Source organism: Pedobacter sp. GR22-10, from assembly GCF_026239715.1.
Taxonomy (GTDB): domain Bacteria; phylum Bacteroidota; class Bacteroidia; order Sphingobacteriales; family Sphingobacteriaceae; genus Pedobacter.
In genome coordinates this window covers 273248-289587 of sequence record NZ_JAPIVR010000002.1, presented here as the reverse complement: position 1 = coordinate 289587, position 16340 = coordinate 273248, and the positions used below count along the sequence as shown (strand labels likewise).

Here is a 16340-nt window from a genome sequence, read left to right as displayed (position 1 = left end):
TAAGGCCTGAGAAACTTTAAGGAGCTATGGTAGGTAGAAGCCCACTTTTATATTTTACCCCAACAAGACTCGTAAAACCATACGAGTATGACGACTAAATCCATTACAATTGCAGGGAAACCACTTTCGCAGTTTTACAAACTGCCTTTTGAAAAAGGGAGCAGGGTGTTAAGTTTAGCGGTGCTGGATCAGATCGCTATCGATCCGACAGCTATCGGATTGCATAGCACATTTAGCGTAGGTAAAAAACCTGAGCCGTTGGCCATACAATCGCTTTCCTTTGATCAGGGTTTGTTAACGGTTCATGTTAAATTGGAAGGGGAAGAAGCAAGGGTTTACATCGCGGTAGCATACGATTGCCTGCTGGTGAGCTGTAGTGTTGATACGGATGAAACCTACCTTGGGCGTTACGTTTACCTTACTTTGCGGGCCATGATGCGAAGTGGTTACTGCGATTTTCAGGAATATTACTGGCCGGCATGTTTTGCTTTGGGCAATAAGCGGTCGGGATATGTAGATGTGGTTAAGAAACCTGGCGGTTTCACTATTACATTGAAGAAAAAGTTTAGCGGTTTGTTCAGGCCTGGTGATGATTTCCCGGATGTTATGGAACGGGTGGTAGTACCGCGGGAAAGGTTATTGAATAAACAGGCTATGGCACGTTTGGCACCGGTGAACATTGGTTATTGTTTCGCCAATACCGATCTGCTGAATTTCCACAGCAACCATTACCCCTTTTTAATTCCTTATGTTTTTTCGGCCACGGCTTACCTGAAAACGGTTAAATCTTTTAAACGTTTCGTGCTGAATCCGCATGATGTGGATGGCATCAGCCTCTCGCCACAACAGGAGGAGCTGAACAGCATTTGCTTCGCCATGAAAGAAGTTGCTGCCATCCGCTTTAACGCAAACGGCCACCTGCCCGAAAAGGTAGCCGAAACCCATACACTTAATGAGGCTAACCAATTGGCACTTTTAAAGTTATGGAACAAGGCTTTGCCGCTATTGATGTTGCAACGCTTTACACATTATTGCTACACCTATGGCATGCGCAATGTTACGGGCAAACCTGTAATGCGTGATATGAAACTGGTTGAATTTGCGATGGAGGTGCCTGTTTTGAGTTTCGTGCTTAAAGATGAGGGCGATTATTATGAACTGGAACTGAAGATTAAGGTGAAAGGAAAGTTGCTGCATCTGAATACGGATCAGCCTGGGCTGTTTTTGGTTTGCGATAGGGGTAAACCGTATTTATGGTATTTGCTTGAGGCCGAAATGGATTATAAACTGGTTTGGTTTTTTAGCAGGGTAAACTTTAGGGTGCAGGTGATTAAAGGGTATTATAGGGCATTTTTTGAGGGGTTTGTAGAGGGTGTGGAGCGGTGGTATGAGGTGAAGAGGGGGTAATTTTTGTTTTATAACTATGGGTGGGAGCTCCCCTCCTGCAGGAGGGGCTGGGGGAGGTTTTGCCTTTCGCTCGGGCTTGCCTCGGCTACCGATGAAAAATCGGTACAGGTCCACCGCCGCCGAGGGGCTCTTTCTTTTGGCTTGGCCCAAAAGAAACAAAAACCCAAGGCTTGCATCCTTTTTTGTAAAAACCTACGGAAATCTTATTTGCGGCAGCATCGAGGCTCTTAGCCCTTGCTTTATTCCACCGCTCCCGCTTTGATCCTGCCTTGGGCTGTGGGGTATGAGGGGCACTGCAAAGCTTTCCGTGCTTTTTCCGGCGAAAATCTGCGAGGCCGGATAGCAAGGTGCAGATAGCATGGAGCAGCGGATTTATCGCGTTATTTTAATCTCGATTAATTCATCCTCCTTGTATTTTCCTCCGGTTTTTTGTCATCCTGAGCGTAGTCGAAGGATCTCTTTCCATCATTTCCTAGGCCGGATAGCATGGAGTAGAGAAAAGCATCCATAGATTGATTCCTTTGAAACTATGAGGGGAACTCCCCTCCTAATTTAGGGGGGTGGGGGTAGTTATGACGAAATTCTTCTCTGATTTCTATTCTCTTAGGGTAAAGGTGCCGATAGGCGGATAGGGCTCTGTGCCTCTCTGTGTTTTACTTGGTGTTCTCTGTGGTTAAACTGCCTGCTGTGGTTAATTCTTGAGCTTTAACCGATTTCAAAAACACAAAACCTACCACACCCGATAAAACTGAAGCCGTTAATATCGCAAACTTCGCCTCCGAAACCTGCAGCGCATTGCTAAAAGACAGCAGGGCAATAAAGATCGACATGGTAAAACCGATTCCGGCGAGCATACCTAAACCTAAGATATGTTTCCAGCCGGCGCCGGTGGGTAAACCGGCCCATTTCAGTTTCACGGCCAGCCAGCTGAAAAAGGTGACACCAATGGTTTTGCCAACAAATAAACCGACGATGATGCCCAGAGCAAGGGGCGAAACCAGTCCGGTCAGCATTTCTTTCTGGAACGTGATATTGGTATTCGCCAGGGCGAAAATGGGCATGATGAGGTAGTTTACAGGGACGGTTAAAGCATGTTCCAGTTTCTCCAAAGGCGATTGTTCATCCGTTTCGTTAGTGGGGATGGTGAAAGCCAGTAATACCCCTGCAATGGTGGCGTGAATGCCGGAGTGGTGGATGAAATACCAGAGAAATATCCCTGGGATTAAATAAAAGAAAAGATTCTTCACGCCGAAATAATTTATTAAACTGAGTAGAATTAAAACGCCACCCGCCATGGCGAGGTACTCAAAATGGATTTGATTGGTGTAAAAGATGGCGATGACCAGGATGGCACCGAGATCATCCACAATGGCTAAGGCCGCCAGGAATATTTTTAAACTGGCGGGTACGCTTTTACCAAGCATCGCGATAATGGCGAGGGCAAAGGCAATATCGGTTGCCATGGGGATGCCCCAGCCACCGGCAGTTTCGGTACCTTTGTTAAAGATGGTATAAATCAGTGCGGGAACCAACATACCGCCTAAGGCGGCAATGACGGGTAATGCTGCACTTTTCAAGGAAGAAAGTTCGCCTTCCAGCAGTTCGCGTTTGATTTCTAAACCAACCAGTAAAAAGAAGATGGCCATTAAGGCATCGTTAATCCAGGCGAGGATGCTGTAGTTGACAGCACCAAAACCGATTGTGGTGGCTAAAAAGCTTTCTAAACTTTCTTTTAAGCCGGTATTGGCCAGGAGTAAGGAGATGGCGACGCAGATCAGCAATAAATAACCACCTACTTGTCCGGAGCGGAAGAAACGCTGAAATGCCTGGAGGTTGATGAGTTTTGCCATAGGGGTAAAAATAGTGAAATAATAATAGTAAAGCGTTTGCTAAGCTGCTGTCCTTTTCTAGTTTGCCCTAAGCTCCGGCTTGCCTCGGTTAGCCACCGAAGGGCTTTTACTTTTTCCTTGATGAAAAAGAACCAAACCTGAGCGCAGCGAAAGCATGACTACCTATAAAAACAACAAACACCAAGGCATAACTAAAAGGCTTGGACCTGATGTCGGATTAGCGCGTCGAAATTTTAATGGCGGTAGCACAAGGACTCGATATTGTTTTGTCATAAAGATTAATTTCGAGGGAGCCGTGTGCGCTACCTTGGGCAGTGGGGTCATTTGAACGGAGGTTCAAAAATTTCAACGGCTTCTCCTTCCATCATCTCCCAGGCCGGTAGCAGGGTGCAGATAGCGTGGTGACTATAGCGGGATGCAGATGATTCGTTAAATCGTCATTGCGAGGCGGCTTTTTCAGCCGGCGAAGCAATCTTTCATACTGAAGTACGAAGGATTTGTTAGTGCTTCGCATTTGTTAGTGTTTACTCGTTACCTAAGAAGTTTGCCCTTTGCTCCGGCTTGCCTCGGTTAGCCACCGAGGGCCTCTTCTTCTTTGTTCTTGATAACAAAGAAGCAAACAATCAAGGCTTGGAGCTGATGTTGGATTAGCGCGTCGAAATTTTAATGGCGGTAGCACAAGGACTCGATATTGTTTTGTCATAAAGATTAATTTCGAGGGAGCCGTGTGCGCTACCTTGGGCAGTGGGGTCATTTGAACGGAGGTGCAAAAATTTCAACGGCTTCTCCTTCCATCATCTCCCAGGCCGGTAGCGGGGTGCAGAGGAATGTTACGCGTAATTTCACTCGGGATCAATCGTCATCTCGACCGTAGCGGAGAGATCTTTGTACTTAACCTTTAAAAATATTTCTAACACGGCCGTCATTCCCACGCAGGCGGGAACCTTAATGCTTTCACTATTCTTCTGTACTTTTTTATTTTTCCCCATGCTCTGCCTTGCCTCGGCTTACCGCCGCCGAGGGGCTCTTTCTTTTGGCTTAGCCCAAAAGAAACAAAAACCCAAGGCTTGGATCCTTTCTTGTAAAAAGCTACGAAAATCTTGATTGCGGCAGCCTCTAGGCTTTTACCCTTTCTTATCCCAGCGCACAAGCTTGATTCTGCCTTGGGATGTGGGGTAATGAGGGGAAGTGCATAGATTTTCGTGCTTTTTCCTACGAAAATCTCCCAGGCCGGTAGCAGGGTGCAAATAGCGTAATGGCTATAGCGGGATGCAGATGATTCGTTAAATCGTCATTGCGAGGCCGCTTTTTCAGCCGGCGAAGCAATCTTTCATACTGAAGTACGAAGGATTTGTGAGTGCTTCGCATTTGTTCGTGTTTACTCATCATCTAAGAAGTTTGCCCCATGCTCTGGCTTGCCTCGGCTCACCGCCGCCGAGGGGCTCTTACCTTTTTCTTGATAAAAAGGTAACCAAACCTGAGCACAGCGAAAGCATGCCCGCCGATGAAATAACAACAAAGGGGGCATAAATCAAGGCTTGGATCGTTTTTTATGTGATTATATTGTTTTTATCTGTATAAAAGATTGCTGCGCAATTTCTTGTAAAAAGCTACGAAAATCTTGATTGCGGCAGTCTCTAGGCTTCTTACCCCCTTTCTTATCCCAGCGCACAAGCTTGATTCTGCCTTGGGATGTGGGGTAATGAGGGGAAGTGCATAGATTTTCGTGCTTTTTCCTACGAAAATCTCCCAGGCCGGTAGCAGGGTGCAGATAGCGTGATGGCTATAGCGTGATGCGGATGATTCGTTAAATCGTCATTGCGAGGCGGCTTTTTCAGCCGGCGAAGCAATCTTTCATACTGAAGTACGAAGGATTTGTTAGTGCTTCGCATTTGTTAGTGTTTACTCGTTACCTAAGAAGTTTGCCCTTTGCTCCGGCTTGCCTCGGCTGGCCGCCGTGGCCTCTTCTTCTTTGTTCTTGATAACAAAGAAGCAAACAATCAAGGCTTGGACCTGATGTTGGATTAGCGCGTCGAAATTTTAATGGCGGTAGCACAAGGACTCGATATTGTTTTGTCATAAAGATTAATTTCGAGGGAGCCGTGTGCGCTACCTTGGGCAGTGGGGTTATTTGAACGGAGGTGCAGAAATTTCAACGGCTTCTCCTTCCATCATCTCCCAGGCCGGTAGCGGGGTGCAGAGGAATGTTACGCGTAATTTCACTCGGGATCAATCGTCATCTCGACCGCAGTGGAGAGATCTTTGTACTTTACTTTATAAAAATATTTATAATGCGGTCGTCATTCCCGTGCAGGCGGGAAACCTTAATGCTGTACTTTTTTATTTTTCCCCATGCTCTGCCTTGCCTCGGCTTACCGCCGCCGAGGGGCTCTTCTTCTTTGTTCTTGATAACAAAGAAGCAAACAATCAAGGCTTGGACCTGATGTTGGATTAGCGCGTCGAAATTTTAAAAGCGGTAGCACAAGGACTCGATTTTGTTTTATAATGAAGATTAATTTCGAGGGAGCCGTGTGCGCTACCTTGGGCAGTGGGGTCATTTGAACGGAGGTGCAAAAATTTCAACGGCTTCTCCTTCCATCATCTCCCAGGCCGGTAGCGGGGTGCAGATAGCATGGTGGCTATAGCGGGATGCGGATAATTGGTTCGGGGGGAAAGGTGCGGATAGGGATTATATTGTCGTATTGATATAAAACAAAAAGCCACAGATACTTAAATCTGCGGCTTTATTTGGTCGTCATTCTGAACTTGTTTCAGGGTTTATGCAGCCTGGCGCATTATGGCTTCTTGCCAATATTTACCCGGATATTCACTTCAAAATCACCATTGGTATAACCGCTGATGGCTGAAGTTGCGGTGTTGTAATAGGCCATGAAATATAGCGTTGATTTATAGTTCATACCGAAACCAACTGTGGCATTTTTAGTGTTGTGGTACATCGCCATGACATACAATTTATCATTGGCAAAATTGGCATTGACACCGGCATCCCATAAATTTTTGTAATTTTTAATGCCCCTGAAAACGCCTTTCGGCTCCAGGCTGATGGCGTTGATGCCACTGCCAAAGTTAAATTTATAGCCTACGGCTGAATAAAAGGTAGGCTTGTTGGCATAATTTAAATCATCATTTCTAAATACTGAACGCATATTTGGAAGGGCACCTTCTATGGTCAGGCTTTTTGAGGTGTAGGAAACACCAAAATCGCCATCTAATTCATAACCGCGATCATTGAAACGGGCAATGGCAGGATCATTGATGTCGCTGTTCCGCACGCTGCTTAAATCCAGTTTATCCTGACTGGCACCAAATGATACCCCGAAATTTAATTGCTGGTCGTTATTACTTAAGGGTAAATGGTAGGCAAAGGTTCCAACGGCTTTGGTACGTTGGATACCACCTGATTTTTCATTATAAATATTCACGCCCCAGCCAACCTTATTAACCTGCTGATCTAAAGTTACACTTTGGGTAATGGGGGCACCGGGAATGTTTGACCATTGTTTACGGAAGCTGCCATTGATGTTAAAGCCTTCGTTAATCCCCGCCATTGATGGATTCACCAGGTATTTGTTCTGGAAATACTGGGCATTTAAGGGAAGAATTTGTGCACTGGCGGTATGGTAAAATAAAATGCCCGCGGCAGATAGAAACGTTAACCGACTGATCTGCCTGAGGTGTTGTGTAATTGCTTTCATGTCTGTAATTAGTCTCTGATGATATTGATATAACCTTTAAATGTGCGGATGCCTGTTCCTAAATCGATGATGTAGTAATAGGTTCCTTCAGCAAGGGGACTTCCGTTTACGGTTCCATCCCAATCATTGGCATAAGCTTGCCTGGTGTATAACACCCGGCCGGCCTTATCAAAAATCTTCAGGGTATTTTTAGGATAGTAATCGATGTTTTTAACGATAAACCGGTCGTTATAACCATCTCCATTTGGCGTAACGACTGTGCTGGCTTCCAGTTTGTAATCATCTATCACTGTAATTGAAATGCTTTGCTCAGCTGTGCAGCCATTTGCATTGGTTCCGGTAACCTGGTAAGTTCCACTTTGTTTTGGTCTGATGGTTACGGATGCTGCATTCCGGCCACTGCTGATTTCGGCACCAGTCCAGCTGTATTGCGAACCACCGCTGGCCGTTAAAATAATATCATCGCCTTTTGAAATCGAAAAGCCTTTGTTGCTGCTGATCGTAATGACCGGGAGCGGATTGACAACAACACTTACATTTCCGGTTTGCAGTTGGGTAGCATAAGTATCTGCCACACTCACCAGGGCATATGTAAACGTGCCTGTACTGCTGGTTGGTACACTTACAGTGGCCGTAGCCTCATTTGCGGTAACGGTTCTGTTGCTGCTACCATTTACCGTATAAGTAAAGGTATATGGTGCTGTTCCGCCTGAACCCGTAAAGGTCACCACCGGGGACTTGCTGAAATGACAAACGGCAGTTGTTCCGCTGAGGTTTGCTACCGGAAGTGGACGAACCAATACCGTTGCCGCACCGGATTGTGGCTGCCCGCAGTTTACATCAGCTACGCTGACCAGATTGTACACAAAGGTACCTGCTGCAGTCGTAGGCACTGCAATGGTAGCCGTATTTCCTGTTGACGTTACTGTTCTGTTCGTGCCTCCATTGATTGTATAGGTAAATGTGTAAGGAGCCGTTCCGTTTGCGCCGGTAAAAGTAATGACTGGTGCGGTGCTGTTTTGCGGAATTGCCGTTGAACCGGATATGCCTGCCGTTGCCAGCGTTCTGACAGTTACTGTTGCCGTACCTGTTTGCGCCTGGCCGCAATTTGCATCCTTCACATTTAACAGGTTATAGGTAAACGTTCCGGCAAGGTTAGCAGGAGCATTTACAGTAACGGTATTGCTTGTTCCTGCCGTGGTAACCATTTGGCTTGTTCCGCCATTTATGTTGTACGTAAAAGTATATGGTGCTGTTCCGTTTGCCCCTGTAAAAGTGATGGCAGGTGCATCACCATTTAAACAAACCGCCGTAGTGCCGGTAATGGTTCCTGTAGCAGCGGGGGTAGCGGTTAATTTGAAAGTTTTGCTGATTTGATTTACACCTCCGAAATCAGTTCCTCCGTTATCCGTAACAGTTACGGTAATATTGGCCTCAGCTGCTGTATTATTTTTTAACCGGTAAGTGATGGTTCCTTGATCTGCGCCGTTTGCCGTGATGGATAAAACTTCAAATACATTCGCCTGATCAGATGTGACAGAGAGGGTAGTGGTTTGTGCCGCTTCAGGACCTGCAGAAATGCCGGTTACGGCAATGGTTTGGTTTGCCGGAGCATAACAAACGGCCTGATTGGCCACAGCATTAACCGTTGGTGCCCCATTTCCAAATAAATATCTTGATTTGATGGGATAATGATCGGTTGTGGTTGAACTGTAATTGGTGACCAGCGTTTTTACGGCATCTAACACTTCTGCAGTACCCTGAATATAATTCAGATTTAAACTTTTGGTTAAAATGACATTGTCAATTACGGTGTTAAAGCCGGCGGTAGATTGTTTACCGGCCAGACTTAAAGGAAGTGTAATCGGGAAATAATTGGCGGCATCCTGGGTGAAATCAACATAGGATGTTCCCGTTCCGGCGGGCATAGGTGCAATGGTTTTATCCGGATTAAGCACATCATTAAAATCGCCAAGGATGATCACCTTTTTACCTGCAAGATTAGCATCAATCCAATCTTTAAGTTGCTTATTGCCACCCTTTCTTCTGTTATAGGCATCAATCTGATCGGCTGTTGTTCCGGTGTTGGCCTTTGCATGAATTTCAATAAAATACAGGCTTTCTTTCCTCCCGTTGATGCTTACTTCCGCCTCCATCGCAAAAGGAAACCGGCCGGACGACCAGTTTTTATATGGTGTTCCATCTGCACTTGTTGCGGCGACAGCCGGATTATAAGTATCTTCCAGTATACCAAAGGTTCTGATGGGTTTCAGCAAATCCGTCCGGTACATGAAAGCCAGTTTTTGTGCCAGCGGATAATCTGCATCTGCTTTATTATCGGCATAAGATCCGAATGAGCTGAAGATGACATTATATCCGACAGGCAGAACGGTGTTTCTGAATAAGGTTGTGTCTACCACTTCCGCAAAACCGTATACATCAGCATTGATATTATTTACGATGGTTTTAACATTTGCAGCCTGTTGTACATCGTTTGACGGGTCCTGCGCAGGACTGCCAAACCATTCTATGTTCCAGTTGACCACTTCTAAAGTATTGGCTGCATCAAAGGTATTTCCGGATAAATTCACCGTTTTATTGGTCGAACCGGCGGTGGCAATACTGACATCTGCAGCATAGGTGGTATTTACTGCTGTTGGTGAAAACTTGGCATAAATAGTTGGCGAAGTATTGTTAATGGCGGCCCTGGTGTAATTCAGGCTTGTTCCAAATGTTCCGCCACTGGTGCTGGAAATGGTGAAATTTGCTGGCGCAGTTACCGTCACATCTCCCGTAAGGTTACCTGCAGAGAAAGAAAAAGACTTTTCTGCCGAAGTGGTACCGTTTGCCTGATAACCAAAATTGACACCGGTGGTAGACGTGCTAATGTCTACCGGAGGCGGTGTTGCAGAGTTTAAAACGGCGAAATCATCTACCGTCCACCGACTGGCCGCTGTTGTACTCGAGTTGTAAACAATGGCCACATAAACCGGGGTGGCTTTATATGCTGTTAAATCAATATTACCGGATTTTGTCCATACATCTGAACCACTTTCCGGGAATTTACCATCCAGGTTCACCCAGGTAGCCAATGCCGGATTACCACTGCCGGTATAATCGGTTGAAACTTTCAACTGGAGCTTATCACCTGCAAATGCAGATCTGGTCCAGAAGGAAAGTACGGCATAGTTCATGGAGGATAAATTTAGCGCAGGAGAGATCAGCCAATCTTCGTTTAAAATATTTCCACCAGAATAACCGTTGATTTGCAGGGCATTTCCTACGCTTGCCGTACCGGCAGCATCATTGGCATCATGACCAAAACTGGTGGTACAACCCCATGTTTGCGGTCCGGCTACACTATACTGGTAAAAGCCGTCAGCTAAGGCCGGGCTGCCTGCCGTGGTGCAGTTTTCAAAATTGAATACCGTTTGATTGGGATCAATAGCGGCTCCGCTTAAAGAAAGGGAAATGGAAGGTGCACCGGCACTGGCATGTAAAACAGCACCTGTTGCGTTTCCAACAGTCGTTGGACTGAACCTTACATATACCGTTTGATTGCTGGTTAAATCTATCGCACTGTAACTGATCGTAGCAGAGAAGTTTATGTTATCTTTTGAAAGGGAATAAGGTGCCGTTGTGGTTAAGGTAGTGGCTCCGGTTAAATTTCCTGCCGATAATACATAACGTTGCGCCGCAGATGTGGTATTGATGGCCTGATTGGTAAAGGTCAGGCTTTTGGGGCTAACAGAAAGGTAAGGGCCTGTGGTAGAAACAGGTTCGCTGATCGTGGTGTTTTGAGGATTTACTGCTTTGGCCAAAAAGTCAAATGCATTGTCGTCACTGTCGAAGCCGTTTCCAGAAAACTCTTCTGTTCCGCCCGTGCCCAGTGTAGTGACATCAGAAGTGGCAGATGCTTTGCGTTCAATGGAAAGAGTACTGGAAGGAGCAGCGGCAGGACCGGTACCTTCAAAGCCATTTGCAGTACCAAAACCTACAAAATCTATTATTGATGCACCGGTAGGGGTGGCGCCGGTTTGTGCGGTGGCTGCATTGCTTAGCAAAACTTTTCCTGCCGCACCAGCCATATTAATTGTACCGATCCGGTCGGGCGTAGGCAAATTCGTGGTACCGCCTGTACCTGCTGCCTGCTGGATGAGGTAAAAACCTTTGGGTGCTATACTTCCGGAAAGGGTTGTAACCTGCCATGATGTCCCTGTTGCACTGGCATATTGTACTGACCAGCCATTGAGGCTTACGGCGGAAGATGTCGGGTTATACAATTCTATAAAATCATTCTTGTATGTCGAGCCCGAATTGCCGCCACCGCCGTAAATTTCAGAGATCACCACATGACTGGCACCGGTTGGTTCTTTAATGCTGCTGTTTTGAGGATTTGGAGCATTAGTTACAAAATCGGTGTTATTGTTGTCTGTATCATAACCGTTTCCTTCAAATTCTTCAGACCCGCCGGCAGAAAGGCTTGCCACGGTTGAGCTTGCTGTAGCCTTCCGTTCGGCTGATGTAGAACTGGTTAGTACGGCTACGGCACCGCTTCCTTCAAAGCCATTCGCGGTAGGACCCACGCCTATTTTGTCAACGATGGCTGCACCAGCAGGATTGGCACCACTTAAAGCTGTGATGCTATTGCTGAGCACGATTTTAAACGCGGTGCCAGCCATATTAATGGTTCCGGTTACATCCGGTGCCGGGAGGTTTTGTGTTCCGCCGCTGCCGGCAGCTTCCTGAATTAAAAAGAATCCTTTTGCAGGAATACTGCCCGTTAAGGGCGTAACCTGCCAGGATGTGCCGGTTGCCGCGCCATATTGTACGCTCCATCCGGTTAAATCTACAGCCGCATTACCCGGATTGTATAATTCAATAAAATCATTTTTATAAGTGGCACCTGAATTTCCGCCTCCGCCATAAACTTCTGAAATCACCACATGCGTAGCCGCTACCGGTGGTGTAGCATCAATTCCGCTTACTGTAATATTTTGTGTGGTGGCGCCTGTGCTGGCTATGCTGATGCGCTCCGTAGAACTGGTTGCAGCCGTTGGCGAGAAGCGGGCATAAACGGTTTTCGCTGATGCCAGTTCCGTAGCGGTGTAGGTAATTGAAGTGCTGTATGTTACATTATCTTTAGAAATATAAAAAGGGGCAACTGAAGTCAGGTTAACGGCATCGGTTAATCCGCTGGCACTTAAAGTATAGGTTTGAGCTGTTGAATTGGTGCCTGTAGTCACGGTTCCAAAATCCAGTGCGGTTTGATCAACGGTTAAGGTTGCAGATTGCCCCACGCCGGTTAATGATACCACTGGCGGATTGGCCACCCCGCCACCCGCGGTTGTGATGCTGCCTGCTGAAGTACCTGCAGTTACAGGTGTAAAGCGCACATATACCGTGTTGCTGCCGGCAGATAGTTCACTGTTGTTATACGTTAATGAAGAGCTGAATCCCGTTCCTGATGTTTTGGATAGAGCATAAGGTGCAGCAGTAGTTAAAGTAACATTGCTTCCGTTAAGGTTAGCTGAACTTAAGCTATAATTTTGCTCGGCAGGTGTACTGTTGATTAGCTGCGTTCCAAAATCGAGGGTTGATTTACTGGCGGACAGGGATGGTACCAATGCTGTGGTCGCTGTAACAGTGAGGTCGTCAATCGAAATTTTCGGTCTTGAGCCGGTAGTTCCGCCTGAACCATTGTGATAATAAAATCTGAACGTGACGCCGGAGGCATTATTCAATGTTGCCGGAAGGATTACATTTACATTTCCGGAGCTGGCCACATTGTTGGTGAAATTTAAAACCTGTGCAGCTGTTAATTCGGTAAAGTTTGTTCCGTCTGTTGAGGTATATATCCTTAAAGAACCATTGCGGTTTCCTGTTGAGTTACTGACCTGCTCCCATTTAAAACTTAAATTCCCCGCATTAACTCCTGAAAAATTAACCAGGAAATCAATGGCAGTAGCAGAAGTATTATCTGTAGCCCCTGTGCTAAGGAGTTGAATATTTTGCGTTCCCTTTTGCACGCCCCCGCTTGATCCGGTGGTAAAGGTAGCAGAAGAAGCAGTGGTTCTTACACCATCGGGAATAGTACCTGAGGGGTTAACCGGAACAGCCTTAAAGGCCGAAGCACCCGTTCCGCTACCAAAACCATTTGTCCAGCTTGCAATGGATGAGAAATTTTCAGTGTAGGTATTGCCCGGCTGACTTGCCATTGGCACTGGTGTTTGCGCTTTTGCAAATTGGCAAACGAGAAAAAAAGAGACGAGTAAAAGTCTTTTCATATAGTTTGTTGGTTTAAAACAAATGTATATGCAAAAGCCTTATAATCAGATTAACTTAATGTTAAATAGTACGATTGTGGAAAAATAAATTTTAAGGAAGGTAATTTTTCTGTATCATCAACGTTGCGTTCAATTCATATCTGCTCACTTGAGTCTTCAAAAACTATAAAAACTCCTCAATATCGCCTTTACCTTCACGAATCACTTCAAACTCCCCGTTTGTGCAGTCTACTACGGTAGAAGCTTCATTGTCTCCATAACCACCATCAATCACAAGATCAACCAGGTGCTCATATTTTTCATGAATCAATTCCGGGTCGGTAGAATATTCAATAACGTCATCATCATCTTTGATGGAGGTAGACAGGATGGGGTTCCCCAGTTCCTTTACTATCGCCCTGGCAATATTATTATCCGGAACACGGATACCTACAGTTTTTTTGTTAGAACTAAGTAGTTTGGGCACATTGTTATTGGCATTGAAGATGAAGGTGAAGGGGCCTGGCAAGGCCTTTTTTAACACCCTGAACTCAGTATTGTCTATGGGCTTGATATAGTCAGAAATATGCTTTAAATCATGACAGATAAACGAGAAGTTTGCCTTTTCGGGTTTAATTCCCCGCAGGCGGGCAATCTTTTCAATGGCTTTTGGATTGGTGATGTCGCAGCCCAAACCATAAATGGTATCCGTAGGATAAATAATCAAGCCGCCTTTCTTTAACACTTCAACCACCTGCTGGATGGCTTTTTCATTTGGGTTTTCAGGATAGATTTTAATAAGCATAGCGTAAAAATAACAATTTAATGGTGTTGGTTGTTTAATAATCTTAATCTTTGTATGAACAAAACATACGCTAATCTATCATTATGAGAAAAGCATTCGTCGCGATTGCCGCATTTTTAGTCGCCCTCACCATCATGCTGGGCTTGTACCATCCGTTTTTGTGGTGGACATTCCTGTTTACAGGCCCGTTCGTTCTCTTGGGCGTTTACGATTTGTATCAGCCTAAGCACAGTATCGTCAGAAATTATCCGGTTTTCGGTCGCTTGCGGTATTTTATGGAAGAGTTAAGGCCAAAAGTTTACCAGTATTTTGTGGAAAGCGATACCAATGGAACGCCATATAACCGGCTGAACCGTTCGTTAATTTATCAAAGGGCCAAAACAGATAATGATACCATTCCCTTTGGTACACAATTGAACGTGTATGAAAATGGTTATGAATGGTTAAGCCACAGCATCGCAGCCATTTCTCATCATGAATTAAATTTAGATCCCAGGGTGCTTATCGGCGGACCGGATTGTAAAAAGCCATATTCTGCCAGTATATATAATATTTCAGCCATGAGTTTTGGCTCTTTAAGTCAGAATGCCATTCTGGCCTTAAATGGTGGTGCCAAAATGGGAAACTTTGCCCACAATACCGGTGAGGGTGGCATCAGTGACTATCATCGTAAGCCGGGAGGCGATTTAATCTGGCAGATCGGGACCGGTTATTTTGGGTGCCGGAATGCTGACGGCAGCTTTAATTATGATGCCTATGCAGAGCGTGCCCATGCAGACCAGGTAAAAATGATCGAAATTAAACTTTCCCAGGGCGCCAAGCCAGGTCACGGCGGGATGTTGCCGGCGAAAAAGGTAACGGCTGAGGTAGCACGGATCCGTTTGGTACCGGAGGGCAAGGATGTATTGTCGCCGCCAGCGCATTCGGCTTTTAATACACCAATAGGCCTGCTGGAGTTTGTGCAGAAACTTCGGGATTTATCGGGCGGAAAGCCGGTCGGGTTTAAACTTTGCATCGGCCGTAAAAGCGAATTTTATGCGATTTGCAAAGCCATGATTGAAACCGGCATTTATCCTGATTTTATTACCGTAGATGGGGGCGAGGGCGGCACCGGTGCTGCACCTCAGGAGTTTTCCAACTCTGTTGGGATGCCTTTGCGTGAAGGCGTTGCCTTTGTTTATGACGTACTGAACGGTTTTGATCTAAAAAAACACATTAAAATTATTGCTTCGGGTAAGGTGGCAACAGGATTTGATTTGGTTAAGAATATTGCTTTAGGTGCAGATTTATGTAATGCAGCCCGGGGAATGATGTTCGCTTTAGGTTGTATACAGGCATTGGAGTGCAACAGCAATACCTGTCCTACAGGCGTAGCCACGCAGGATCAGAGCCTGATGAAAGGCCTGGTGGTAGAGGATAAAACAGTTCGGGTGAAAAATTTCCACAACCTTACTGTTGCCAGTGCGGTTGAATTATTGGGTGCTGCGGGTTTACGTGAGCCGCATCAGTTAAGCCGTGCTTATATTAATCGCCGCGTAAGTTCCAGTGTGATGCAGAGTTATCTGGAGAGTTTTCCTTATATCCCGGCAGGAAGTTTATTGCAAACGCCTTATCCAACCCGTTTTGAGCTGGGGATGGCACTCAGTACCGCTCAGAGTTTTGCCCCCACAGATTATAAGGTTTCAGCAGTAGATTATGCGCATGCCAATCCTTACAGCGATACCATGCATGATGATGGAAGATAGTTGTTTCGGTTGGTGAGACACCAACCGATAAAGTGTTAACGTCATTGCGAACTAAAGGGCAGGGTTCAGCTTTAGGATGAAACAATCTCTCCTGGAACAGCTATAATTGTTTCGGTTGGTGAGACACCAACCGATAGGTAAAAGTGTTGACGTCATTGCGAACTGAAGGGCGGGCTCAGCGTTAGGGTGAAGCAATCTCTCCTGGAACAGCTATAATTGTTTCGGTTGGTAAGACACCAACCGATAGGTAAAGTGTTGACGTCATTGCGAACTGAAGGGAAGGGTTTGGCCGTTAGGGTGAAGCAATCTCTCCTGGAACAGCTATAATTGTTTTGGTTGGTGAGACACCAACCGATAGGTAAAGTGTTGATGTCATTGCGAACTGAAGGGCAGGGCTCAGTGTTAGGGTGAAGCAATCTAATTCGCTAAATAGATGGCTTCGTCGTCTGAAATAGCCTTTTTTCTCTATGTTAATAATCACCCTGGAATTACTCATCTTAGGCTACTCATCACAAAAAAGTGCCAGTTTTTAAAACTGACACTTTTAATTT

At 45.7% G+C, this 16340-nt stretch carries 6 protein-coding genes; 2 read left to right on the top strand and 4 right to left on the bottom strand.

The features are described from left to right. The first annotated feature begins 87 nt into the window (after window positions 1–87). Window positions 88–1407: a hypothetical protein gene (locus OQX64_RS08650; RefSeq protein ID WP_265818463.1), complete on the top strand. Its 1320-nt coding sequence runs from the start codon at window positions 88–90 to the stop codon at window positions 1405–1407. Between the two features lie 653 nt (window positions 1408–2060). Here OQX64_RS08650 and nhaA read toward each other — a convergent pair. From nhaA to OQX64_RS08630, 4 genes are all read right to left on the bottom strand, one after another. Beyond that, window positions 2061–3257, bottom strand: coding sequence for a Na+/H+ antiporter NhaA (nhaA, locus tag OQX64_RS08645; RefSeq protein WP_265818462.1), 1197 nt, complete (start codon window positions 3255–3257; stop codon window positions 2061–2063). A gap of 2795 nt (window positions 3258–6052) precedes the next feature. After that, a complete protein-coding gene (locus OQX64_RS08640; protein WP_265818461.1) occupies window positions 6053–6973 on the bottom strand; it encodes a type IX secretion system membrane protein PorP/SprF in 921 nt (306 codons plus the stop codon). A gap of 8 nt (window positions 6974–6981) precedes the next feature. After that, on the bottom strand, window positions 6982–13260 hold the full coding sequence (locus OQX64_RS08635; protein ID WP_265818460.1) for a lamin tail domain-containing protein: 6279 nt from the start codon (window positions 13258–13260) through the stop codon (window positions 6982–6984). 163 nt (window positions 13261–13423) lie between these two features. Next, the gene (locus OQX64_RS08630) at window positions 13424–14044 is read right to left on the bottom strand and encodes an L-threonylcarbamoyladenylate synthase (protein WP_088302286.1); all 621 of its coding nucleotides are present in this window, start codon (window positions 14042–14044) and stop codon (window positions 13424–13426) included. An 83-nt stretch (window positions 14045–14127) separates the two neighbouring features. On the opposite strand from OQX64_RS08630, the gene OQX64_RS08625 reads away from it, so the two are divergent. Next, on the top strand, window positions 14128–15789 hold the full coding sequence (locus OQX64_RS08625; RefSeq protein WP_088302287.1) for an FMN-binding glutamate synthase family protein: 1662 nt from the start codon (window positions 14128–14130) through the stop codon (window positions 15787–15789). Window positions 15790–16340 lie beyond the last annotated feature (551 nt).

What these genes read in the sequence shown, in the direction of transcription:
- nhaA (WP_265818462.1), bottom strand. Translation starts at nt 3,257, where the DNA reads ATGGCAAAACTCATCAACCTCCAGGCATTTCAGCGTTTCTTCCGCTCC.
- OQX64_RS08635 (WP_265818460.1), bottom strand. Translation starts at nt 13,260, where the DNA reads ATGAAAAGACTTTTACTCGTCTCTTTTTTTCTCGTTTGCCAATTTGCA.
- OQX64_RS08640 (WP_265818461.1), bottom strand. Translation starts at nt 6,973, where the DNA reads ATGAAAGCAATTACACAACACCTCAGGCAGATCAGTCGGTTAACGTTT.
- OQX64_RS08630 (WP_088302286.1), bottom strand. Translation starts at nt 14,044, where the DNA reads ATGCTTATTAAAATCTATCCTGAAAACCCAAATGAAAAAGCCATCCAG.
- OQX64_RS08650 (WP_265818463.1), top strand. Translation starts at nt 88, where the DNA reads ATGACGACTAAATCCATTACAATTGCAGGGAAACCACTTTCGCAGTTT.
- OQX64_RS08625 (WP_088302287.1), top strand. Translation starts at nt 14,128, where the DNA reads ATGAGAAAAGCATTCGTCGCGATTGCCGCATTTTTAGTCGCCCTCACC.